Raw genomic sequence first — 21,826 nt, 5'->3', positions numbered from 1 at the left:
GGTCAGTTGTGGCTGTGGAGCACGTCGTTGAGGCCGCCCCAGACCGCGTTGTTCGGGCGGGCCTCGACGGCGCCGGTGATCGAGTTGCGGCGGAAGAGGATGTTGCTCGCGCCGGACAGTTCGCGCGCCTTGACGATCTGGCCGTCCGGCAGGGTGATGCGTGTGCCGGCCGTGACGTAGAGCCCGGCCTCCACGACGCACTCGTCGCCGAGGGCGATCCCGACGCCCGCCTCCGCGCCGACCAGGCAGCGCTCGCCGATGACGATGCGCTCCTTGCCGCCGCCGGAGAGCGTGCCCATGGTGGAGGCGCCGCCGCCGATGTCGGTGCCGTTGCCGATGACCACGCCCGCGGAGATACGGCCCTCGACCATGGAGGTACCGAGGGTGCCCGCGTTGAAGTTGACGAAGCCCTCGTGCATCACGGTCGTGCCCTCGGCGAGGTGCGCGCCCAGGCGTACGCGGTCGGCGTCGGCGATCCGGACACCGGCCGGTGCCACGTAGTCCGTCATCCTCGGGAACTTGTCGACCGAGGTCACCTGGAGGTGCAGCCCCTCGGCGCGGGCGTTGAGCCGTACGGTCTCCAGCGCGTCCACGGCGACCGGGCCGAGCGAGGTCCAGGCGACGTTGGCGAGGAGCCCGAAGATGCCGTCCAGGTTCTGGCCGTGCGGCTGGACCAGCCGGTGGCTGAGGAGGTGCAGTCGCAGGTACACGTCGTGCGTGTCCAGCGGCTTGTCGTCGAGGGAGGCGATGACCGTACGGACCGCGACGATCTCGACCCCGCGCCGGGCATCGGGCCCGATGGCTTTCGCCGCGCCGTCACCGAGCAGTTCCACGGCGCGCTCGGCGGAGAGCCGCTCGGTGCCGGCCGGGCCGGGCTCGGTGGTGAGCGCGGGGGCGGGGAACCAGGTGTCGAGGACGGTGCCGTCCGCCGTGAGGGTGGCGAGGCCGGCGGCGACGGCGCCGGTGGCCCGGGAGGAACGGGGGGAACCTTGGGAAGACGTGTCGGTCATGGTCAGAACCTAACGTTCTCGACGCCGCCCGGGCCAACCGGTCTCAGGTGCCGGGCGACCGTCCCGGCCCCGCCCGGCCCCCGGCCACAGGTCAAAGGCTCGGCTCAGCTCAGCCGGTTGCCCTCACGGCCGCCCGCCCTGTGGTCGACGTCGTCCTCCGCGCCGGGCAGCGGGCCGTGCCCCTCGGAGTGGTGGTTGACCCAGCCGCAGACGCCGCAGCTGTAGCGGCCGTCGAGTCCGGCGATGAGGGTGCCGCACTGCCGGCACTCGGCGTAGGTGATCTCGGGCCCGGGAGACGGATCGCTCATTCCGTCAACCTACGGCGGGCGGAATCAGCCGCGCCAGCGCCTGCCGCGCGTACTCCTCGTCGTACACCGCGTCCGTCAGCAGCACCTGGAGGCAGATCCCGTCCAGCAGCGCGGCCAGCGCCCGAGCGGTGACGGGGTCGATGCGCTCCGCCAGCGGCTCGACGACCGCGCCGCACCACTCCGCGGCGACCGGGCGCAGCGCGGGCCTGCGCAGGGCCGCGAGGTACAGCTCGTACTCCAGTTCCACTCCGGTACGGTCCCCCGCCAGCCACTCCCCGGTGATCCGGGCCAGCTCCGCGGCGATGTCGCACGCGGGGTCGGCGAGTGCGCCGCTCTTCCGTACGACGTCGGCGAACCCCTCGTTGGCCTGCCGGAGCGCGGCGATCAGCAGTTCGTCCAGCGAGGCGAAGTGGTACGTGGTCGAGCCGAGCGGCACATCGGCCTCGGCGGCGACCGTGCGATGGCTCAGTCCGGCGATGCCGGCGCGCCCGACCACCCGCAGCGCGGCGTCGATGATGCGCTGGCGGCGCTCGGGGTCGTAACGGCGTGACATCAGTGGGCCCCTCCGAGGTTGAGCACGATGACGCCCGCGATCACCAGGGCGATCCCCAGCAGCTTGAGCAGGTCCGCGGACTCGTTCATGAAGATCATCCCTATGGCGGCGACGGCCGCCGTGCCGGCCCCGGCCCAGATCGCGTACGCCGTCCCGACGGAGAGCGTCTTGAGCGTCTGCGAGAGGAAGGCGAAGGCGAGGAGGTACCCGGCCACGGTCACCACCGAGGGCCACAACCGGGTGAAGCCCTCGCTGTACTTCATGGCGGTGGTCGCGCCCACCTCTGCCGCGATGGCCACGGCCAGCAGTCCATATCCCATGCGTACGAGTGTACATATCGTTGCGTACGGTCGTACACATGAAGCGGAACGCCGGGAGGCGCACCGAGCGGTCGCCCGCCGGCCCCGCGCGGAACGCGGCAGGGCCCCCGGCGCGATGCCGGGGGCCCTGCTCACCGAGGCGTCTCAGACGTTGAAGCCCAGCGCGCGCAACTGCTCGCGGCCGTCGTCCGTGATCTTGTCCGGGCCCCACGGGGGCATCCAGACCCAGTTGATCTTCAGCTCGTTGACGATGCCGTCCGTCGCCGCTTTCGCCTGGTCCTCGATCACGTCGGTCAGCGGACAGGCCGCCGACGTCAGGGTCATGTCCAGGGTGGCGATGTTCGCGTCATCGACGTGAATGCCGTAGATCAGCCCGAGGTTGACGACATCGATGCCCAGCTCGGGGTCGACGACGTCGTAGAGGGCCTCGCGGACCTCTTCCTCCGAGGCCGGCTTCGTCGTCAGGGTCTCGTTCTCGCTCATGCCGTCTCCTTCGTCGCGCTGTCGCCCAGGGCCTGGGCCGTCGCGTCCTTCCACGCCATCCAGCTCAGCAGGGCGCACTTCACGCGGGCGGGGTACTTCGAGACGCCCGAGAACGCGACCGCGTCCTCCAGCAGCTCCTCCATCGCGTCGTCCGGCTCCAACTGGCCCTTTGACTGCATCAGCTCCAGGAAGGCGCCCTGGATCTTCCGCGCGTCGGCCAGTTCCTTGCCCACCAGGAGATCGTTGAGCACGGACGCGCTGGCCTGGCTGATCGAGCAGCCCTGCCCCTCGTACGAGACGTCCGCGATCAGCGAGCCCTCGTACCGCACCCGCAGGGTGATCTCGTCACCGCACGTCGGATTGGTGTGGTGCACCTCGGCGTCGCCGTCCCGCAGACCGCGCCCATGGGGGTGCTTGTAGTGGTCCAGGATGACGTCCTGGTACATCGAATCCAGCTTCACGGACAGCCAGCCCTTCTCGTCCTCATCCGAAGAAGTTACGGACGTGCTCCAGCCCCTCGGCCAGGGCGTCGACCTCGGCCGGAGTGGAGTACAGATAGAAAGACGCTCGCGTCGTCGCGGGAATTCCGTACCGCAGGCAGACCGGCCGCGCGCAGTGGTGCCCGACCCGGACGGCGATGCCCTGCTCGTCCAGGACCTGGCCCACGTCGTGCGGGTGGATGTCACCGAGCGTGAAGGAGATCGTGGCCCCGCGGTCCTCGGCCGTCGCCGGGCCGATGATCCGCAGGTCGGGGACGTCCAGCAGCCGCTTGACCGCGTACTCGGTGATCGCGTGCTCATGCGCGGCGATCTTGTCCATGCCGATCGCCGCGAGGTAGTCCACGGCCGCGCCGAGGCCGACGGCCTGGGCGATCGGGGGCGTGCCCGCCTCGAACTTGTACGGCGCGGGGGCGTACGTGGACGAGTGCATCGACACGGTCTCGATCATCTCGCCGCCGCCGAGGAACGGCGGCAGGTCCTCCAGCAGCTCCTGCCGGCCCCAGAGCACGCCGATCCCGGTCGGACCGACCATCTTGTGGCCCGTGAAGGCCACGAAGTCGGCCTGGAGCGCCTGGACGTCCAGCACCTGGTGCGGGGCGGCCTGCGAGGCGTCGACGCAGACCAGCGCGCCGACCTCCTGGGCACGGCGGACGATCGCCTCGACCGGGTTCTGGGTGCCCAGGATGTTGGAGACCAGCACGAAGGAGACGATCTTCGTCTTCTCCGTGATGACCTCGTTGATGTTCGACAGGTCGAGACGGCCCTCGTCGGTGATGCCGAACCACTTCAGCTTCGCACCGGTGCGCTGCGCGAGGAGCTGCCACGGCACGATGTTGGAGTGGTGCTCCATCTCCGTGATGACGATCTCGGTCTCGTGGTCGACCCGGTAGGGCTCGTCGGCCCAGCCCAGCATGTTGGCCACGAGGTTCAGCGACTCGGAGGCGTTCTTGGTGAAGATCACCTCGTTGCGGCTGGGTGCGTTGATGAAGGCGGCGACCTTGTCGCGGGCGCCCTCGTACAGCGCCGTGGCCTCCTCGGCGATGGTGTACACGCCTCGGTGGACATTCGCGTTGTGCTGCTCGTAGTACTGACTCAGCGCGTCGAGTACCTGCCGCGGCTTCTGCGAGGTCGCGGCGGAGTCCAGGTACACGAGCTTCTTGCCGTCATGGATCACCCGGTCCAGGATCGGGAAGTCCTTGCGGATCGCCTCGGTGTCGAGCAGGCCGGGAAGCTGTGTCACGCGACGTCCTCCTTCGAGTTCACTCCGCTCACGGGGCCGCCCTTCGCGTATGCCTCGTAGCCCTCGTTCTCCAGCTTGTCGGCCAGCTCGGCGCCGCCGGACTCGGCGATCCGGCCCTGGGCGAAGACATGCACGAAGTCGGGCTTGATGTAGCGGAGGATCCGGGTGTAGTGCGTGATCAGCAGAGTGCCGACCTCGCCGGTCTCCCGGACGCGGTTGACGCCCTCGGAGACGACCCGCAGCGCGTCCACGTCGAGGCCGGAGTCGGTCTCGTCCAGGATCGCGATCTTGGGCTTGAGCAGTTCGAGCTGGAGGATCTCGTGGCGCTTCTTCTCACCGCCGGAGAAGCCCTCGTTGACATTGCGCTCGGCGAAGGCGGGGTCCATCTGGAGACGCTCCATGGTCTCCCGGACCTCCTTCACCCAGGTACGCAGCTTGGGGGCCTCGCCGCGCACGGCGGTCGCCGAGGTGCGCAGGAAGTTGGAGACCGAGACGCCGGGGACCTCGACGGGGTACTGCATCGCGAGGAAGAGACCGGCGCGGGCGCGCTCGTCGGCGGTCATCTCCAGCAGGTCCTCGCCGTCCAGCGTGGCCGTGCCCCCGGTGATCGTGTACTTGGGGTGGCCCGCGAGGGAGTACGCGAGAGTCGACTTGCCGGAGCCGTTGGGGCCCATGATGGCGTGCGTCTCGCCCTGCTTGACGGTCAGGTCGACGCCCTTGAGGATCTCGCGGGGGCCGTTCTCCGCTTCGACGGAGACGTGCAGGTCGTGGATTTCAAGCGTTGCCATGGGTGACTCAGGACTCCTGGGTGACGGAGACGAGCACATCGTCCCCTTGGATCTGTACGGGGTATACGGGGACGGGGCGCGTCGCGGGAAGACCGGACGGCTTGCCGGTACGGAGGTCGAAGCGGGATCCGTGCAGCCAGCACTCGATCGCGCAGTCCTCCACCTCGCCCTCCGAGAGGGAGACGTTCGCGTGCGAGCAGATGTCGTTGATCGCGAACACCTCGCCCTCGGTGCGGACGAGGGCGACCGGCGTGCCGTCGAGTTCCACCCGCTTCGGGGCGTCCTCCTCCAGCTCGCCGAGCGCACAGACACGGACGAAGGCCATCAGACTGACGCCTCCAGCTCCGCCTCGATCTTGGCCAGCAGGCGCTCCTCGACGTCCGGCAGTCCGATCTGCTGGACCAGCTCGGCGAAGAAACCGCGGACGACGAGGCGGCGGGCCTCGGTCTCCGGGATGCCGCGGGCCATCAGGTAGAAGAGCTGCTCGTCGTCGAACCGGCCGGTGGCCGAGGCGTGACCGGCGCCGGCGATCTCACCGGTCTCGATCTCCAGGTTCGGTACGGAGTCGACCCGCGCGCCGTCCGTGAGGACCAGGTTGCGGTTCATCTCGTACGTGTCGGTGCCCTCGGCCTGGACGCGGATGACGACGTCACCGATCCAGACGGCGTGGGCGTCGCTGCCCTGGAGCGCGCCCTTGTAGACGGCGTTGGACTTGCAGTGCGGGGCGTTGTGGTCGACCAGGAGGCGGTGCTCCTGGTGCTGGCCCTGGTCGGTGAAGTAGAGACCGAACAGCTCGGCCTCGCCGCCGGGCCCCGCGTACTGCACGCGCGGGTGGAGCCGTACGACGTCGCCGCCGAAGGTGACGACGATCGACTTGAACGAGGCGTCGCGGCCGACCAGCGCGTTGTGCTGGCCGACGTGGACGGCCTTGTCGTCCCAGTCCTGGACGGAGACGACGGTCAGCTTGGCGCCGTCCCCGATCAGGTAGTCGACGTTGGCGGCGAGCACCGCGTCGCCGGTGTGGTCGAGGACCACGACCGCCTCGGCGAAGGCGCCCAGCTCGACGACCTGGTGGCCGTAGGCGGTGCCGCCCTCGCCGTGGACGGCGATCCGGATCGGCTCGGCGACCACGGTCTCCTTGGGCACCGAGACGACGGACGCCTTCTCGAACGAGGAGTACGCCTGGGCGGTGACCCGGTCCACCGGGACGCCGGCCCTGCCGAGCCGCGCGTCGTCGCGGCCCACGGTCTCGACGGTGACGCCCTCGGGGGCGGTCACCTCGACCGTGACGCCTCCGTCCACCGCGACGGCGGTGCCGTCGTGCAGCCCGCGCAGCCGCTCCAGCGGCGTGAACCGCCACTCCTCCTCGCGGCCGTGCGGGACGGGGAAGTCCGCCACGTCGAAGGACGGGGGCGCGCTCATGCGCGTGGCGACGGTCGACTCGGCGGCCACCGCGATCGAACCGGCAGTCGTGGAGCCCGCCGGAATGTTCTGAGCCTCAGCCATGGCTGTCGTCGTGCTCTCTCTCTGCCTCTGCGTAAGAAAATCGGTCCGCTGCTTCGGTACGCCACTCAGGTCGTACGAGCCGCGCGGGTGCCGGGTCCGGCCGGCCGGTCCGGCTAGCCGACGGAGCCTTCCATCTGGAGCTCGATCAGCCGGTTCAGTTCCAGCGCGTACTCCATGGGCAGCTCCTTGGCGATCGGCTCGACGAAGCCGCGCACGATCATCGCCATCGCCTCGAACTCGGAGAGACCGCGGCTCATCAGGTAGAAGAGCTGGTCCTCGGAGACCTTGGAGACGGTCGCCTCGTGGCCCATCGACACGTCGTCCTCGCGGACGTCGACGTACGGGTACGTGTCGGAGCGCGAGATGGTGTCGACCAGCAGCGCGTCGCAGAGCACGTTGGACTTGGAGCCCTCGGCGCCCTCACCGATCTCGATCAGACCGCGGTAGGAGGTACGGCCGCCACCGCGCGCCACCGACTTGGAGACGATGTTGGACGAGGTGTTGGGGGCCATGTGGACCATCTTGGCGCCCGCGTCCTGGTGCTGGCCCTCGCCCGCGAAGGCGATGGAGAGCGTCTCGCCCTTGGCGTGCTCGCCCATCAGGTAGACGGCCGGGTACTTCATGGTGACCTTGGAGCCGATGTTGCCGTCGACCCACTCCATGGTCGCGCCCTCGTACGCCACGGCGCGCTTGGTGACCAGGTTGTAGACGTTGTTCGACCAGTTCTGGATGGTCGTGTAGCGGCAGCGGCCGCCCTTCTTGACGATGATCTCGACGACGGCGCTGTGCAGCGAGTCCGAGGAGTAGATCGGGGCGGTGCAGCCCTCCACGTAGTGGACGTAGGCGTCCTCGTCGACGATGATCAGCGTCCGCTCGAACTGGCCCATGTTCTCCGTGTTGATACGGAAGTAGGCCTGGAGCGGGATGTCGACGTGCACACCCTTCGGCACGTAGATGAACGATCCGCCGGACCACACGGCCGAGTTCAGCGACGCGAACTTGTTGTCGCCGACCGGGATGATCGTGCCGAAGTACTCCTGGAAGAGCTCCGGGTGCTCCTTCAGCGCGGTGTCGGTGTCCTTGAAGATGACACCCTTCTCCTCCAGGTCCTCACGGATCTGGTGGTAGACGACCTCCGACTCGTACTGGGCGGCGACACCGGCCACGAGGCGCTGCTTCTCCGCCTCCGGGATGCCGAGCTTGTCGTACGTGTTCTTGATGTCCTCCGGCAGGTCCTCCCAGGAAGCGGCCTGCTTCTCGGTGGAGCGGACGAAGTACTTGATGTTGTCGAAGTCGATGCCCGACAGGTCGGAGCCCCAGTTCGGCATGGGCTTCTTGTCGAACAGCCGCAGACCCTTGAGCCGCAGCTTCAGCATCCACTCCGGCTCGTTCTTCTTCTGCGAGATGTCGCGCACGACAGCCTCGGAGAGGCCGCGCTTGGCCGCGGCACCGGCGGCGTCGGAGTCCGCCCAGCCGAATTCGTACGTACCCAGGCCTTCGAGCTCAGGATGGGCAGTCTCGGTGGGGAGCGTCATGCGGGGTTCCTCCCGGCTGTGCTTTCGGATGCGTGATCGGTGGTCTGTGGGGTGGCGCGGGGAATGAAGGTCGTGCACACGCCGTCACCGTGGGCGATGGTGGCGAGCCGCTGCACATGCGTCCCGAGAAGCTGGGAGAAGAACTCCGTCTCCGCCTCGCAGAGCTGCGGGAACTTCTGGGCGACATGCGCCACTGGGCAGTGGTGCTGGCAGAGCTGCTCGCCCTGCTGGCCCGGCGCGCCGCGGGCCGTAGCAGCGTACCCGTCGGCGCTCAACGCCTTCGCGAGCGCCTCGGTGCGCCCGCCGGGCCCCGCCGCCTCGACCGACTTCCGGTAGCTCTCGGCCTGGGCGGCGATCCGGGCGCGGGCGAAGGCGGCGACGGCCGCCTCGCCCGGTGCGCCGCCGCCGGCGGAGGCCGCGATCCACTTCAGGGCGTCGGCGGCGAGCTGGTCGTAGGACTGGTCGAAGGCGTCCCGGCCGCAGTCCGTCAGGGCGAACACCTTGGCGGGCCTGCCGCGTCCGCGCGAGCCGTAGACCCGCTGGTCGCGCGGCTCCACCACGGAGTCGGCGGCCAGCGCGTCGAGATGGCGGCGGACGGCCGCCTGGGTGAGCCCGAGGCGCTTCGCCAGGTCGGAGACGGTGGACGGGCCGTGGTCCAGGATGGAGCGCGCGACCCGGTTGCGAGTGGAGTGCTCACCGGTCGCGAGTTCCTCCTGCGGAGCCTCGCCAACGTATTTCACAACGCCATTGTTGCGTAATTCCTTCGGCGCTGACAACCGAGGTGCCGGACGGGTGCCGGTGCGCTTCATCACTAAGGGTTACCTAAGAAAGGCTCTTTCCGGCCCTTCCGGTGCCCCTTTCGTCCACCTCGCGCCCCCGCCGGACCCGGGCGCGCCCGCCCTGCCTAGACTTCCCGGCATGCGCAGCGTCTTCCCGGGTGGCCCCCTGCCCGACAGCGGCACGACCGTGGGCCCGCCCGCGGGAACGCCCCTCGTAGAGGTCCGTGGCCTGGTCAAACGGTACGGCACCAGCACCGCGGTGGACGGCCTCGACCTGGTGGTCGGCGCCGGTACGGTCACCGCGGTCCTCGGCCCCAACGGAGCCGGCAAGACCACCACGATCGAGACGTGCGAGGGCTACCGCAGGCCCGACGCGGGCTCGGTACGGGTCCTCGGCCTGGACCCGGTCGCCGACGCCGCCAGGCTGCGCCCCCGCATCGGGGTGATGCTCCAGTCGGGCGGCGTGTACTCCGGCGCGCGCGCCGGGGAGATGCTCCGCCACATGGCCCGGCTGCACGCCCACCCGCTGGACGTGGACGCCCTGATCGAACGGCTCGGCCTCGGTGGCTGCGGCCGTACGACCTACCGGCGGCTCTCCGGCGGCCAGCAGCAGCGGCTCGCGCTGGCGCTGGCCGTGGTCGGCCGCCCCGAGCTGGTCTTCCTGGACGAGCCGACCGCCGGGCTCGACCCGCAGGCCCGCCGCTCCACCTGGGAGCTGGTACGCGAGCTGCGCGCCGACGGCGTCGGGGTGGTGCTGACCACGCACTTCATGGACGAGGCCGAGGAACTGGCGGACGACGTCGTGATCATCGACGCGGGCCGGGTCATCGCGCAGGGCAGCCCCGAGGAGCTGTGCCGCGGCGGCGCCGAGAACACCCTGCGCTTCACCGGACGCCAAGGGCTCGACCTCGGCTCGCTGCTGAAGGCCCTGCCCGACGGCTCCGAGGCCGCCGAGCTGTCGCCGGGCGCGTACCGCATCAGCGGCTCGATCGACCCGCAGCTGCTGGCCACGGTGGCCTCCTGGTGCGCGCAGCACGGCGTCATGGCGGACGGGATCTCCGTCGAGCGGCACACCCTGGAGGACGTGTTCCTCGAACTGACCGGCAAGGAGCTGCGTCCATGAGTACGAGCACCGGCGGAGCCGCCGGCGGTAAGGGCGCCACCAGCGGCGGTACGTACACCCCGGCGCCCGGCGCGGCCCCCCTGGCGCGCATGATCGCGACGCAGACGGCGTTCGAGACGAAACTGCTGCTGCGCAACGGCGAGCAGCTCCTGCTGACCGTGATCATCCCGTCGCTGCTGCTGGTCCTCTTCTCCACGGTCGACGTGGTCGACACGGGCGAGGGGAGGGCGGTCGACTTCCTCGCGCCGGGCGTGCTGGCGCTGGCGGTGATGTCCACGGCGTTCACCGGGCAGGCCATCGCCACCGGTTTCGAGCGGCGGTACGGGGTGCTCAAGCGGCTCGCGGTGTCGCCGCTGCCCCGCTGGGCCCTGATGACGGCCAAGACGCTCTCCGTGCTGGTCACGGAGGTCCTTCAGGTCGTGCTGCTGACGGTGATCGCGTTCGGTCTCGGCTGGTCGCCGCACGGCAACCCCCTCGCCGTACTGCTGCTGCTCGTCCTCGGCACCGCCGCGTTCTCCGGGCTGGGGCTGCTGATGGCGGGCACGCTCAAGGCGGAGGCGACGCTGGCCGCCGCGAATCTGGTCTTCCTGCTGCTGCTGGTCGGTGGCGGGGTGATCGTGCCGCTGGACCGGTTCCCCGACGCGGCGCGCGCGGTGCTGGAGCTGCTGCCGATCTCGGCGCTCTCCGGCGGGCTGCGCGATGTGCTCCAGCACGGGGCGGGGGTCCCCTGGGGCGGTCTCGGGGTACTGGCGGTGTGGGCCGCGCTCGGCCTCGGCGCGGCGGGCCGTCTCTTCCGCTGGGAGTAGGCCGCGGGGAGCGGGTGTCCGCCCGCCGGGTGCCCGCCCCACCAGCGCGCACGCGGCATACGTACCCCTCGTGAAAACCTGCACAAGCTCCGTCCTAGCATGGTGGCCGTGTTGAACCCCCTCGCGTACATCGCCCAGCGCTGGACACCCTCCCCCCGTATCCTCCGGCGCGCCGCCTTCTCCGCCGTCGTGATGAGCGTGCTCATCATCGTGACCGGCGGCGCGGTCCGGCTGACCGGTTCCGGCCTCGGCTGCGACACCTGGCCCAAGTGCACGGAGGGCAGCCTCATCGCCACCCCCGAGCAGGGGCTGCACGGGGCGATCGAGTTCGGCAACCGGATGCTGACGTACGTGCTGAGCGCGGCGGTCGGCTGGGCGATCATCGCGGCGCGCTCCGTCAAGCCCCGGCGGCCCGGTCTGACCAAGCTCGCCTGGTCGCAGTTCTGGCTCGTGATGGCCAACGGGGTCATCGGCGGCATCACGGTGCTCACGGAGCTCAACCCGTGGACGGTGGCGGGCCACTTCCTGGCCGCCAGTGCCCTCCTCACGGTCACCACGCTCACCTGGCTGCGCACGCACGAGGGCGACGGCGCCCCCCGCCCGCGCGTCCCGCGCCCGGTGCGGAAGCTGTCCTGGGCGCTGATCGTCTCGTCGGTGGTGCTGATCGCGGCGGGTACGACGGTGACGGGTTCCGGCCGGCACGCGGGCGACAGCAGCGATGTGCCGCGCATGCCTTTCGACTACATCACCGTCGCCCATGTGCACGCGGCGTTCGCCTGGGTCGTCTGCGCGCTGGCGGTGGCGATGTGGCTGGTGCTGCGGGTGGTGGACGCCCCCGCCGACACCCGGGCGCGCGCCCGGGACCTGCTGCTGATCCTGCTCGCGCAGGGCGCCATCGGCTACGTGCAGTACTTCACCGACTCCCCGGAGGTCCTGGTGGCCTGCCACATGTTCGGCTCGGCCGTGGTGTGGATCGCCGTCCTGCGGGTCGCGGTGAGCATGCGGGAGCGGCCCGTCACGACGGCGGAGATCCCCGCCCAGGCGGACCAGGACCCGGCGCGCGCGGCCGTCTGAGGTCAGCCGTCCGCGAGGCCGTGGACGCGGCGGGCGTTGCCCGCCGCGATCAGCCCCGCCACCCGCCGGGCGTCGCCCACCGGCCACCCCCCGTCACGTACCCAGCAGCCGAGGACCCGCTCCAGCGCGGCCCGGAAGACCCGGGCCCCCACCAGATGCAGTTCGGGCAGCCCGCGCGCGCCGGTCGAGAAGAGCAGCTTCCCGAACGGCGCGCTCTCCAGCATCTCCGCGAGCACGCCCGCGGCCCCGGCCCCCGTACGGGTGAGGACGGAGCCCAGGTCGGCGTACACCTGAGGGAAGAGGCCCGTGAGGCGGGCCGCGTCGCGGTGGTACGGATACGTGTCCCGCAGGACGAGCGCGCCGCCGACGCCCGCCATGGCCGCCGCGAAGGGGTACGCGTCGGCGCCGCCTCCGGTGTCCAGGTGCAGCGGCAGCCCGGTGCCGACGGCGGTCCAGTGGAGATGGCGCAGGAGTACGGGGTCGATGTACGGGCCTCCCCCGGGCCCCGGGCCACGATTCTCTCCGGGGCCGGGACCCCTTCCAGGGCCGGGCCCCCTCCCGGGACCGCGCCCGGAGAGCCAGCGGCCGGCGGCGCCGCGCACCTCGCCGGGGCCCGGCGGCTCGGGGTCGAGAGCGAGACCGGGGCGGGTCGTGGCGGCGGCGCTGAGCGCGACGGCCGACGCGGCGGCGGTGTGAACGGCCTCGGCGAGCCCGGCGAGGAAGGATCCGACGCCGCCCGCGGTGGCGGCGACCCGCGCGGCAAGAGGTTCGAGCCGGACGATCTCCCGGCCGCGGGCGGCCCCCATCGCCGCGGTCTCCGCGGGCCCGGTCAGTTCATCGGGCGAGCCTGCGGCGCCGTGGGTGCCGTCGTCGTGGGTGCCGTCGGTGTCGACCAGATAGGTGGAGATCCCCGTGGCGCGCAGCAGCCGCCGGGAGACTTCGAGGGAGCCGAGCTCCCGGCGGCGGGCCAGATAGCGGGCCGGTGTGCAGTGCGGCTCCAGACCGAGCAGCGGCGGGCACCAGCGCCGTACCGCCACCCCTGTCTGGGTGTCGAAGAAGGTGGTGCCGGGGGCGGCCTGCGCGGCCCCGCGGAGCTGGGCCTCGAAGGTGCCGAGCCCCAGCTCCGTGGTGACCACGCCGTGGCAGTACTGGTCCACGAGGGACGCTGTCTCGATCATCGGGCTTCCCGTCGTGGACCGTGGATCATGGACCGCACGACCGGCCGGACCGGTGACCGACGGTCCGACGACCTGGTCGTCACTCCTCACAGTCCTAACGGGTGAACGAGGATTCCGGTGGCGCCCCGGGGATCTCTCCGGGAGCGCTCGGGGAGCATTGCGGGGGCGCACACCGGGCGGATCAGGTGTGGTCGGGCCGGCCGCCGAGCTGGAGTCCGGCCATCCGTCCCCACTCGTACGGTCCGGTGCGCACCTTGGCCGCGAACGCGCCGTCGAAGGACTCGTGGAGGGTGAGCCCGGCCCGCTCCGCCGCGGCGCTCGCGACCGCGTGGGTGGGCGCGACGAGATCGCCCCACGCGCCGTCCTCGCCGACGAGCACGATCCGGGTGCCGGCCTGCCCCATGTACGCGAGCTGTCCCTCGGCGCCGCCGTGCTGTCCGGCGAAGGCGCCGATCCGCTTCGCGAGCCGGGCGGCCCTGCGCTCGGCGCGCGCCTCGTGCCGGGTCCGTGCGTTGCTCTCGCCGGTCTCGCCGCTCTGGTCTGCCTGCTGGGTCTCTGCCATGAACGGGATGCTACCGACGGGTAGATCAACGGGCGACGGGCGGGCCACGTGGCCTTGACCACGCGGCCCGCCCGTCACCGGAAAGGCGTCTCTCGGAGAGAGGTGTCCCACAGGGGTGGCAGCGTCCCCCAGGGGGTCAGCGGAGGAAGGGGTCCACCGCGACGGCCACGAAGAGCAGCGACACATAGGTGATGGACCAGTGGAACAGCCGCATCTCCTTGAGCTTCGCGCCCGACTCCCCGGCCCTGGCGCGCGACTGGAGCCCGTGCGCCTCCCAGAGCCAGAAGCCGCCGGCCAGGAGCGCCACCGTCGTGTAGAACCACCCGGTGTACCCCAGCGGCGTCAGCAGCAGGGAGACGCCGACCATCACCCAGCTGTAGAGGACGATCTGGCGGGCCACCACGCGGTTGGTCGCGACGACCGGCAGCATGGGGACGCCCACGCGCTCGTAGTCCGCCTTGACCCGCATCGACAGGGGCCAGTAGTGCGGCGGGGTCCAGAAGAACATGACCAGGAAGAGGATGACGGCGGCCCAGGACATCGAGTTCGTCACGGCCGACCAGCCGATCAGCACCGGCATGCACCCCGCGATACCGCCCCAGACGATGTTCTGGGAGGTGCGGCGCTTGAGGATCATCGTGTAGAGGACCACGTAGAGGAGCAGTGCGCCCAGCGAGAGGGCCGCGGACAGCCAGTTGACGAGAAATCCGAACCAGAGGGTCGAGACGACCGTCAACGTGAGGCCGAAGACCAGCCCTTCACGCGGCGAGACCATTCCCGTGACGAGTGGGCGCTGCGACGTACGGTCCATCAGCGCGTCGATGTCGCGGTCGATATACATGTTGAGCGCATTGGCGCCACCGGCGGAGAGATAACCGCCAATACACGTAGTGAGCACCAGCAGCAGATTCGGTACGCCCTGCTGGGCCAGGAACATCACCGGAACGGTGGTGATCAGCAGCAGTTCGATGATCCGCGGCTTGGTCAGCATCACGAACGCCTTGACGCGGGCACCGAACGGCCGGTGGCCCCCCGAGCTCGGAGTCAAGGCGACCCCTGCGGGTCGGGACTCGACGGCCGTCACGCACACCCCTGACAGAGAAATCCCAGCAAGCATCCGGGCGTGAAGGCCCCGTAAAGGCTTGCTCTTACCGCGCCACTCTAGACGTTGCCCATATCCCGTTTGTCGCCGGGGTGGGGCGTGCGGAGTCGTGTTGAACGCCGTGTTGAACGCGGTCCTGACCCGCCCCGTACACCCTGCCGACAGCCCGCCGAGAGGCGAAGTCCCCGCACGCACCGCACCCTGGAAAGACGCTCGGAAAGATGTCGGATGCTGCGGGTAGGCTCGACAACGACCCGGTGCGCCCTCAGACACCGGGATGAGAACATGTGGAGAGGAGCCCTGACTCAGGGTGAGCACCAAGCCGACCACCACAGACCTTGAATGGACCGAATTGGACCGTCGGGCTGTAGACACCGCCCGCGTCCTGGCCATGGATTCCGTACAGAAGGTCGGCAACGGCCATCCGGGTACGGCCATGAGCCTGGCCCCCGCCGCGTACGTGCTCTTCCAGAAGCTGATGCGGCACGACCCCTCCGACGCGCAGTGGACCGGCCGTGACCGGTTCATCCTCTCGGTGGGCCACTCGTCCCTGACGCTCTACACCCAGCTCTACCTGGCCGGGTACGGCCTGGAGCTGACCGACCTGGAGTCCTTCCGTACCTGGGGCTCGAAGACCCCGGGTCACCCGGAGCACGGGCACACGGTCGGCGTGGAGACCACGACGGGCCCCCTCGGACAGGGTGTCGCGAACGCGGTGGGCATGGCGATGGCCGCGCGGTACGAGCGCGGACTGTACGACCCGGAGGCCGCGGCGGGCACCTCGCCGTTCGACCACACCATCTACGCGATCGCGGGCGACGGCTGCCTCCAGGAGGGCATCTCCGCCGAGGCGTCCTCGCTGGCCGGGCACCAGAAGCTGGGCAATCTGGTCCTGCTGTGGGACGACAACCACATCTCGATCGAGGGGGACACGGAGACCGCGGTCTCCGAGGACACCCTGAAGCGGTACGAGGCGTACGGCTGGCACGTCCAGCGGGTCGAGCAGGCGCCGGACGGCGACCTCGACCCCGAGGCGCTGTACGAGGCGCTGAAGGCGGCCAAGGCCGAGACGGGGCGCCCGTCGTTCATCGCGGCCCGCTCGATCATCGCCTGGCCCGCGCCGAACGCGCAGAACACCGAGGCGGCGCACGGCTCGGCGCTCGGCGCCGACGAGGTCGCCGCGACGAAGGCGGTGCTCGGCTTCGACCCCGAGAAGTCCTTCGCCGTCGAGGACGAGGTCATCGCGCACACGCGTGAGGCGCTCGACCGGGGCCGCGAGATCCGCGCGGCGTGGGAGAAGACCTTCGCCGCCTGGCGCACCGCCAACCCGGAGCGCGCTGCCACGTTCGACCGCGTGCGGGCGGGCGAGCTGCCCGAGGGGTGGCAGGACAAGCTGCCCGTGTTCGAGACCGGCAAGGCCGTCGCCACGCGCGCCGCGTCCGGCAAGGTCCTCCAGGCGCTGGGCGAGGTCATCCCCGAGCTGTGGGGCGGCTCCGCCGACCTCGCGGGCTCGAACAACACCACCATCGACAAGACGTCGTCGTTCCTCCCCGCGGGCAACCCGCTGCCGGAGGCGTCGCCTTACGGCCGCACGGTGCACTACGGCATCCGCGAGCACGCGATGGGCTCGACGATGAACGGCATCGCGCTGCACGGCAACACCCGTATCTACGGAGGCACCTTCCTGGTGTTCTCCGACTACATGCGACCCGCCGTCCGGCTCGCCGCGCTGATGCAGGCCCCCGTCACGTACGTGTGGACGCACGACTCCATCGGCCTCGGCGAGGACGGCCCGACGCACCAGCCGGTCGAGCACCTGTCGGCGCTGCGCGCCATCCCCGGCCTGAACATCGTCCGCCCGGCCGACGCCAACGAGACGGTGACCGCCTGGGCCGAGATCCTCAAGCGGCACGACAAGGGCGCTCCGCACGGTCTGGCGCTGACCCGCCAGGGCGTGCCGACGTACGCGGCCAACGAGGACGCGGCGAAGGGCGGTTACGTCCTGTTCGAGGCCGAGGGCGCGGACGGACAGGCCGCCGCTCCGGAGGTCGTGCTGATCGGTACGGGCTCCGAGGTGCAGCTCGCGGTGGAGGCGCGTGAGCGGCTCCAGGCGGCCGGGGTGCCGGCGCGGGTCGTCTCGATGCCGTCGGTCGAGTGGTTCGAGGAGCAGGACCAGGCGTACAAGGACAGCGTCCTGCCGCCGGCCGTGAAGGCGCGTGTGGCGGTCGAGGCCGGCATCGGGCTCACCTGGTACCGGTACGTGGGCGACGCGGGCCGGATCGTGTCACTGGAGCACTTCGGGGCTTCGGCGGACGCCAAGGTCCTTTTCCGCGAGTTCGGTTTCACCGCGGACGCCGTGGTCACCGCCGCCCGGGAATCTCTTGAGGCCGCAGCGCGCTGACGCTCATATACGAACTGTAGGAGATGCAAACCTCATGACAGACGCACTCAAGCGCCTCTCCGACGAAGGCGTCGCGATCTGGCTCGACGACCTGTCGCGCAAGCGGATCACGTCCGGGAACCTGGCGGAGCTCCTCGACCAGTCCCACGTGGTGGGTGTCACCACCAACCCGTCGATCTTCCAGAAGGCGATCTCGGGCGGCGACGGGTACGAGACCCAGCTCACCGACCTCGCGGCCCGGAAGGTCACCGTCGAGGAAGCCATCCGCATGATCACGACGGCGGACGTCCGGGACGCCGCCGACATCCTGCGCCCCGTCTTCGACGCGACGCAGGGCCAGGACGGCCGGGTCTCCATCGAGGTCGACCCCCGTCTCGCGCACAGCACCACGGCGACCATCGCCGAGGCCAAGCAGCTCGCCTGGCTGGTGGACCGCCCGAACACCCTCATCAAGATCCCGGCGACGAAGGCGGGGCTGCCCGCGATCACCGAGACCATCGGCCGGGGCATCAGCGTGAACGTCACGCTGATCTTCTCGCTGGAGCGGTACCGCGAGGTCATGGACGCCTACGTCACGGGTCTGGAGAAGGCTAAGGCCGCGGGCCTCGACCTTTCCAAGATCCACTCGGTGGCGTCCTTCTTCGTGTCCCGCGTGGACACCGAGATCGACAAGCGGCTCGACGCGCTGGGCACCCCGGAGGCCAAGGAGGCCCGCGGCAAGGCCGCCCTGGCCAACGCGCGCCTCGCGTACGAGGCGTACGAGGAGGTGTTCGGCCTTGCCGGCAAATCGACTCCGGCGTCGGAGCGCTGGGCCGCCCTGGACCGCGCGCAGGCCAACAAGCAGCGTCCGCTGTGGGCCTCGACGGGCGTCAAGGACCCCGCGTACAAGGACACGCTGTACGTGGACGAGCTGGTCGCGCCCAACACGGTGAACACCATGCCGGAGGCCACCCTGGAGGCGACCGCCGACCACGGCCGGATCACCGGTGACACGGTGCGCGGCACGTACGACACGGCGCGCGCCGAGCTGGCGGCCCTGGAGAAGCTGGGCATCTCGTACGACGAGGTCGTCCAGCTCCTTGAGGACGAGGGCGTCGAGAAGTTCGAGGCGTCCTGGACCGATCTGCTCAAGTCGACCGAGGCGGAGCTCAAGCGCCTCGCCCCTTCGGAGGGCTGAACCCTTGACCGCAACCCACGGAGCGAACCCGCTCCGTGACGCCGCGGACCGACGGCTCCCGCGTATCGCGGGGCCGTCGGGCCTGGTCATCTTTGGCGTCACGGGCGATTTGTCCCGCAAAAAGCTGATGCCTGCGGTCTACGACCTCGCCAACCGTGGTCTGCTGCCGCCGGGCTTCTCCCTCGTCGGCTTCGCCCGCCGTGAATGGCAGGACGAGGACTTCGCGCAGGAGGTGCACGACGCGGTCAAGGAGCACGCGCGTACGCCGTTCCGCGAGGAGGTCTGGCAGCAGCTCGTCCAGGGGATGCGCTTCGTCCAGGGCGACTTCGACGACGACGACGCGTTCGAGAACCTGAAGGCGACGATCGCGGAGCTGGACAAGGCCCAGGGCACGGGCGGGAACTTCGCGTTCTACCTCTCCGTGCCGCCGAAGTTCTTCCCGCAGGTCGTCCAGCAGCTCAAGAAGCACGGGCTGGCCGATCAGACGGAGGGCTCCTGGCGCCGCGCCGTCATCGAGAAGCCGTTCGGGCACGACCTGGCCTCCGCCAAGGAACTGAACAAGGTCGTCCACGAGGTCTTCCCGTCCAACGAGGTCTTCAGGATCGACCACTACCTGGGCAAGGAGACCGTCCAGAACATCCTGGCGCTCCGGTTCGCCAACACCCTCTTCGAGCCGATCTGGAACCGGTCGTACGTCGACCACGTCCAGATCACCATGGCCGAGGACATCGGCATCGGCGGCCGGGCCGGCTACTACGACGGCATCGGCGCGGCCCGTGACGTCATCCAGAACCACCTCCTCCAGTTGCTCGCGCTGACCGCGATGGAGGAGCCCGCCTCCTTCGACGCGGACGCGCTGGTCGCGGAGAAGACCAAGGTGCTGGGTGCGGTGAAGCTGCCCAAGGACCTGGGAGAGGGCACGGTGCGCGGGCAGTACGCCGCGGGCTGGCAGGGCGGCGAGCAGGCCGTCGGCTATCTCCAGGAGGACGGGATCGACGCCCGGTCGAAGACCGACACCTATGCCGCGGTGAAGCTGGAGATCGACAACCGCCGCTGGGCGGGCGTCCCCTTCTACCTCCGTACCGGCAAGCGGCTCGGCCGCAGGGTCACGGAGATCGCGGTCGTCTTCCAGCGCGCGCCGCACTCGCCCTTCGACCACACGGCCACGGAGGAGCTGGGGCAGAACGCCCTGGTCATCCGCGTCCAGCCGGACGAGGGCGTGACGATGAGGTTCGGCTCGAAGGTCCCCGGCACCTCCATGGAGGTCCGGGACGTCTCGATGGACTTCGCGTACGGCGAGTCCTTCACGGAGTCCAGCCCCGAGGCGTACGAACGGCTCATCCTCGATGTGCTGCTCGGCGACTCGAACCTCTTCCCGCGATTGGAGGAGGTCGAGCTGTCCTGGAAGATCCTCGATCCGATCGAGCACTACTGGGACAAGCACGGCAAGCCCGCGCAGTACGCGTCCGGGACCTGGGGTCCGGTCGAGGCGGACGAAATGCTCGCACGAGACGGACGGAGCTGGCGTCGGCCATGAAGATCGACCTTACGGACACCACGTCCAGCAAGATCAACAAGGCGCTCGTGCAGGGGCGTCGCGCGATCGGCACCCCCGCGGTCGGCATGGTCCTCACGCTGGTCATCGTCACCGACGAGGAGAACGCGTACGACGCGCTCAAGGCCGCCAACGAGGCGTCCCGCGAGCACCCGTCGCGCAAGCTCGTCGTCGTGAAGCGGGTCTCGCGCTCGGCGCGCGACCGGGCGCAGGCCCGGCTCGACGCCGAAGTACGGGTCGGCACGGACGCGGGCACCGGCGAGACGGTCGTCCTGCGGCTGTACGGCGAGGTGACGGACCACGCCCAGTCGGTGGTGCTGCCGTTGCTGCTGCCCGACGCCCCCGTCGTGGTCTGGTGGCCGGTCAACTCGCCGGTCAACCCGGCCAAGGACGCGCTGGGCAGGCTGGCACAGCGCCGGGTGACGGACACGTACGCCGCCGAGCACCCGGTGGAGGAGCTGACGGCCCGCGCCGACGCCTACACCCCGGGCGACACCGATCTGTCCTGGACCAGGATCACGCCGTGGCGCTCGATGGTCGCGGCGGCCCTGGACCAGGTGGACTGCAAGGTCACCTCGGTCGAGGTGGAGGGCGAGGAGCACAACCCCAGCGGTGAGCTGCTCGCGATGTGGCTCGCGAACCGGCTGGGGGTGCCGGTACGGCGCTCCGTCTCCTCGGGCCCCGGGCTCACGGCCGTACGGATGGAGACGACCTGCGGGCCGATCAAGCTGGACCGGGCCGACGGCTCGCTCGCCACGCTCTCCATCGAGGGGCAGCCGGACCGCGCGGTCGCCCTGAAGCGGCGGGACACCGCGGAGCTGATCACGGAGGAGCTGCGCCGGCTCGACCCGGACGACACCTACGCCTCGGCGCTGAAGTTCGGTGTGCACCGGCTGGGGGACTCGAAGTCCTCCTCCCTGCCGCCCCTGCCGACGAGGGAGGCGGGTTCGTCGGAGCACACGCCCGCGCATCCGGTCACGCCGGCGAGCATGCCGGTGAAGAAGGCGGCGTCGAAGTGAGCGCTCCGCAGCTCGTCGTCCACCGCGACAAGGAGCTGATGGCGCAGGCCGCGGCGGCCCGGCTGATCACGAAGATCGTGGACGCCCAGGCCGCGCGCGGCTCCGCGTCGGTGGTGCTGACGGGCGGGCGCAACGGCAACGGGCTGCTGGCCGCGCTGTCGGCGGCGCCCGCCAGGGACGCGGTGGACTGGTCGCGGCTCGACCTGTGGTGGGGCGACGAACGCTTCCTGCCGGAGGGCGACCCGGAGCGGAACATCACCCAGGCCCGGGAGGCACTGCTCGACTCGGTGCCGCTGGACCCGAGCCGGGTGCACGCGATGGCCGCCTCGGACGGTCCGTACGGCAGCGATGTGGAGGCGGCGGCCGCCGCGTACGCCACGGAGCTGGCGGCGGCGGCCAGGCCCGAGGACCACGGTCCGGTGCCGACCTTCGACGTGCTGATGCTGGGCGTCGGACCTGACACCCATGTCGCGTCGCTCTTCCCTGAGCTGCCGGGCGTCCGGGAGACCGAGCGCACGGTGGTCGCGGTGCACGGCGCGCCCAAGCCGCCGCCGCTGCGGATCTCCCTCACCCTGCCCGCGATCCGCGCGGCGCACGAGGTCTGGCTGCTGGCGGCGGGCGAGGACAAGGCGAAGGCGGCGGAGATCGCGCTGTCCGGCGCGGGCGAGATCCAGGCCCCGGCGGCGGGCGCGTACGGCCGCAGCCGCACCCTGTGGCTGCTGGACGCGGCGGCGGCCTCGGCCCTCCCCCGCGAGCTGTACCCCCCGGCCTCCGCCTGAGGTCCCGTACCCGCGCGCGGCCCGGTTC

The 21,826-nt window shown here is 70.6% G+C and carries 23 protein-coding genes; 8 read left to right on the top strand and 15 right to left on the bottom strand.

Annotated features, from left to right (window positions below):
- Positions 1 to 2: 2 nt before the first annotated feature.
- The 12 genes from dapD to ACFXPL_RS28885 all read right to left on the bottom strand — a co-directional run bounded on the left by dapD (position 3) and on the right by ACFXPL_RS28885 (position 8,983).
- Positions 3 to 1,010, bottom strand: a complete 1,008-nt coding sequence (gene dapD / locus ACFXPL_RS28940; RefSeq protein ID WP_384925096.1) for a 2,3,4,5-tetrahydropyridine-2,6-dicarboxylate N-succinyltransferase — start codon at positions 1,008 to 1,010, stop codon at positions 3 to 5.
- Between the two features lie 104 nt (positions 1,011 to 1,114).
- Positions 1,115 to 1,318: a hypothetical protein gene (locus ACFXPL_RS28935; protein ID WP_384925094.1), complete on the bottom strand. Its 204-nt coding sequence runs from the start codon at positions 1,316 to 1,318 to the stop codon at positions 1,115 to 1,117.
- Between the two features lie 4 nt (positions 1,319 to 1,322).
- Positions 1,323 to 1,871, bottom strand: coding sequence for a TetR/AcrR family transcriptional regulator (locus tag ACFXPL_RS28930; protein WP_384925092.1), 549 nt, complete (start codon positions 1,869 to 1,871; stop codon positions 1,323 to 1,325).
- A complete protein-coding gene (locus tag ACFXPL_RS28925) occupies positions 1,871 to 2,191 on the bottom strand; it encodes a DMT family transporter (protein WP_384925090.1) in 321 nt (106 codons plus the stop codon). Before ACFXPL_RS28925 ends, ACFXPL_RS28930 begins: the two co-directional genes overlap by 1 nt.
- A 144-nt stretch (positions 2,192 to 2,335) precedes the next feature.
- Entirely contained in the window at positions 2,336 to 2,674 is a 339-nt protein-coding gene (locus ACFXPL_RS28920; protein WP_384925088.1) for a metal-sulfur cluster assembly factor, read from the bottom strand.
- On the bottom strand, positions 2,671 to 3,135 hold the full coding sequence (sufU, locus tag ACFXPL_RS28915; protein ID WP_384925086.1) for a Fe-S cluster assembly sulfur transfer protein SufU: 465 nt from the start codon (positions 3,133 to 3,135) through the stop codon (positions 2,671 to 2,673). Before sufU ends, ACFXPL_RS28920 begins: the two co-directional genes overlap by 4 nt.
- 22 nt (positions 3,136 to 3,157) lie before the next feature.
- Positions 3,158 to 4,414: a cysteine desulfurase gene (locus tag ACFXPL_RS28910; RefSeq protein WP_384925084.1), complete on the bottom strand. Its 1,257-nt coding sequence runs from the start codon at positions 4,412 to 4,414 to the stop codon at positions 3,158 to 3,160.
- The gene (gene sufC, locus ACFXPL_RS28905; RefSeq protein WP_384925082.1) at positions 4,411 to 5,202 is read right to left on the bottom strand and encodes a Fe-S cluster assembly ATPase SufC; all 792 of its coding nucleotides are present in this window, start codon (positions 5,200 to 5,202) and stop codon (positions 4,411 to 4,413) included. Before sufC ends, ACFXPL_RS28910 begins: the two co-directional genes overlap by 4 nt.
- 7 nt (positions 5,203 to 5,209) lie before the next feature.
- On the bottom strand, positions 5,210 to 5,527 hold the full coding sequence (locus tag ACFXPL_RS28900) for a non-heme iron oxygenase ferredoxin subunit (protein ID WP_384925080.1): 318 nt from the start codon (positions 5,525 to 5,527) through the stop codon (positions 5,210 to 5,212).
- The gene (gene sufD, locus ACFXPL_RS28895) at positions 5,527 to 6,708 is read right to left on the bottom strand and encodes a Fe-S cluster assembly protein SufD (RefSeq protein WP_384925078.1); all 1,182 of its coding nucleotides are present in this window, start codon (positions 6,706 to 6,708) and stop codon (positions 5,527 to 5,529) included. Before sufD ends, ACFXPL_RS28900 begins: the two co-directional genes overlap by 1 nt.
- A 113-nt stretch (positions 6,709 to 6,821) precedes the next feature.
- Entirely contained in the window at positions 6,822 to 8,243 is a 1,422-nt protein-coding gene (gene sufB, locus ACFXPL_RS28890; protein ID WP_384925076.1) for a Fe-S cluster assembly protein SufB, read from the bottom strand.
- On the bottom strand, positions 8,240 to 8,983 hold the full coding sequence (locus ACFXPL_RS28885) for a helix-turn-helix transcriptional regulator (protein ID WP_384925074.1): 744 nt from the start codon (positions 8,981 to 8,983) through the stop codon (positions 8,240 to 8,242). The genes sufB and ACFXPL_RS28885 overlap by 4 nt, the downstream gene beginning before the upstream one ends.
- Before the next feature lie 178 nt (positions 8,984 to 9,161).
- Between ACFXPL_RS28885 and ACFXPL_RS28880 the strand changes: the two genes are divergently transcribed.
- The 3 genes from ACFXPL_RS28880 (at position 9,162) to ACFXPL_RS28870 (ending at position 12,025) form a co-directional block, all read left to right on the top strand.
- Entirely contained in the window at positions 9,162 to 10,145 is a 984-nt protein-coding gene (locus ACFXPL_RS28880; protein WP_384925072.1) for an ABC transporter ATP-binding protein, read from the top strand.
- Positions 10,142 to 10,951, top strand: a complete 810-nt coding sequence (locus ACFXPL_RS28875) for an ABC transporter permease (RefSeq protein WP_384925070.1) — start codon at positions 10,142 to 10,144, stop codon at positions 10,949 to 10,951. Before ACFXPL_RS28880 ends, ACFXPL_RS28875 begins: the two co-directional genes overlap by 4 nt.
- A 99-nt stretch (positions 10,952 to 11,050) precedes the next feature.
- Complete coding sequence (locus ACFXPL_RS28870; RefSeq protein WP_384925068.1) at positions 11,051 to 12,025, top strand: heme A synthase; 975 nt, start codon at positions 11,051 to 11,053, stop codon at positions 12,023 to 12,025.
- Between the two features lie 2 nt (positions 12,026 to 12,027).
- Here ACFXPL_RS28870 and ACFXPL_RS28865 read toward each other — a convergent pair whose 3' ends face one another.
- The 3 genes from ACFXPL_RS28865 to ACFXPL_RS28855 form a co-directional block, all read right to left on the bottom strand.
- Positions 12,028 to 13,203, bottom strand: a complete 1,176-nt coding sequence (locus ACFXPL_RS28865; protein ID WP_384925066.1) for an amidohydrolase — start codon at positions 13,201 to 13,203, stop codon at positions 12,028 to 12,030.
- Positions 13,204 to 13,384: 181 nt separating this feature from the next.
- Entirely contained in the window at positions 13,385 to 13,765 is a 381-nt protein-coding gene (locus ACFXPL_RS28860; protein WP_384925064.1) for a hypothetical protein, read from the bottom strand.
- A 136-nt stretch (positions 13,766 to 13,901) separates the two neighbouring features.
- Positions 13,902 to 14,855, bottom strand: coding sequence for a heme o synthase (locus tag ACFXPL_RS28855; RefSeq protein ID WP_384925062.1), 954 nt, complete (start codon positions 14,853 to 14,855; stop codon positions 13,902 to 13,904).
- Positions 14,856 to 15,177: 322 nt separating this feature from the next.
- Here ACFXPL_RS28855 and tkt point away from each other — a divergent pair, with 322 nt between their 5' ends.
- The 5 genes from tkt to pgl are packed head-to-tail and all read left to right on the top strand — an operon-like array spanning position 15,178 to position 21,798.
- The gene (gene tkt, locus ACFXPL_RS28850) at positions 15,178 to 17,268 is read left to right on the top strand and encodes a transketolase (protein ID WP_384925060.1); all 2,091 of its coding nucleotides are present in this window, start codon (positions 15,178 to 15,180) and stop codon (positions 17,266 to 17,268) included.
- A gap of 34 nt (positions 17,269 to 17,302) precedes the next feature.
- Positions 17,303 to 18,445, top strand: a complete 1,143-nt coding sequence (tal, locus tag ACFXPL_RS28845; RefSeq protein ID WP_384925058.1) for a transaldolase — start codon at positions 17,303 to 17,305, stop codon at positions 18,443 to 18,445.
- Positions 18,446 to 18,449: 4 nt separating this feature from the next.
- Complete coding sequence (gene zwf / locus ACFXPL_RS28840; protein ID WP_384925056.1) at positions 18,450 to 19,982, top strand: glucose-6-phosphate dehydrogenase; 1,533 nt, start codon at positions 18,450 to 18,452, stop codon at positions 19,980 to 19,982.
- Positions 19,979 to 21,019 carry a glucose-6-phosphate dehydrogenase assembly protein OpcA gene (opcA, locus tag ACFXPL_RS28835; RefSeq protein WP_384925054.1) on the top strand — a complete coding sequence of 347 codons (1,041 nt, stop codon included), beginning with the start codon at positions 19,979 to 19,981 and terminating at the stop codon, positions 21,017 to 21,019. Before zwf ends, opcA begins: the two co-directional genes overlap by 4 nt.
- Entirely contained in the window at positions 21,016 to 21,798 is a 783-nt protein-coding gene (pgl, locus tag ACFXPL_RS28830; RefSeq protein WP_384925052.1) for a 6-phosphogluconolactonase, read from the top strand. Before opcA ends, pgl begins: the two co-directional genes overlap by 4 nt.
- The last annotated feature ends 28 nt before the right edge of the window (positions 21,799 to 21,826 follow it).

The sequence above is a fragment of the Streptomyces sp. NPDC059092 genome (assembly GCF_042756365.1).
Lineage (GTDB): Bacteria > Actinomycetota > Actinomycetes > Streptomycetales > Streptomycetaceae > Streptomyces.
This window is presented reverse-complemented; position numbering and strand designations above follow the sequence as displayed.

Bases quoted from the DNA above. Each gene is read 5' to 3' on its own strand.
- ACFXPL_RS28930 (WP_384925092.1), bottom strand. From the start codon at position 1,871: ATGTCACGCCGTTACGACCCCGAGCGCCGCCAGCGCATCATCGACGCC.
- ACFXPL_RS28900 (WP_384925080.1), bottom strand. From the start codon at position 5,527: ATGGCCTTCGTCCGTGTCTGTGCGCTCGGCGAGCTGGAGGAGGACGCC.
- ACFXPL_RS28860 (WP_384925064.1), bottom strand. From the start codon at position 13,765: ATGGCAGAGACCCAGCAGGCAGACCAGAGCGGCGAGACCGGCGAGAGC.
- ACFXPL_RS28920 (WP_384925088.1), bottom strand. From the start codon at position 2,674: ATGAGCGAGAACGAGACCCTGACGACGAAGCCGGCCTCGGAGGAAGAG.
- ACFXPL_RS28875 (WP_384925070.1), top strand. From the start codon at position 10,142: ATGAGTACGAGCACCGGCGGAGCCGCCGGCGGTAAGGGCGCCACCAGC.
- opcA (WP_384925054.1), top strand. From the start codon at position 19,979: ATGAAGATCGACCTTACGGACACCACGTCCAGCAAGATCAACAAGGCG.
- ACFXPL_RS28925 (WP_384925090.1), bottom strand. From the start codon at position 2,191: ATGGGATATGGACTGCTGGCCGTGGCCATCGCGGCAGAGGTGGGCGCG.
- sufD (WP_384925078.1), bottom strand. From the start codon at position 6,708: ATGGCTGAGGCTCAGAACATTCCGGCGGGCTCCACGACTGCCGGTTCG.
- sufC (WP_384925082.1), bottom strand. From the start codon at position 5,202: ATGGCAACGCTTGAAATCCACGACCTGCACGTCTCCGTCGAAGCGGAG.
- ACFXPL_RS28880 (WP_384925072.1), top strand. From the start codon at position 9,162: ATGCGCAGCGTCTTCCCGGGTGGCCCCCTGCCCGACAGCGGCACGACC.
- sufB (WP_384925076.1), bottom strand. From the start codon at position 8,243: ATGACGCTCCCCACCGAGACTGCCCATCCTGAGCTCGAAGGCCTGGGT.
- dapD (WP_384925096.1), bottom strand. From the start codon at position 1,010: ATGACCGACACGTCTTCCCAAGGTTCCCCCCGTTCCTCCCGGGCCACC.
- ACFXPL_RS28870 (WP_384925068.1), top strand. From the start codon at position 11,051: ATGGTGGCCGTGTTGAACCCCCTCGCGTACATCGCCCAGCGCTGGACA.
- ACFXPL_RS28935 (WP_384925094.1), bottom strand. From the start codon at position 1,318: ATGAGCGATCCGTCTCCCGGGCCCGAGATCACCTACGCCGAGTGCCGG.
- ACFXPL_RS28865 (WP_384925066.1), bottom strand. From the start codon at position 13,203: ATGATCGAGACAGCGTCCCTCGTGGACCAGTACTGCCACGGCGTGGTC.
- tal (WP_384925058.1), top strand. From the start codon at position 17,303: ATGACAGACGCACTCAAGCGCCTCTCCGACGAAGGCGTCGCGATCTGG.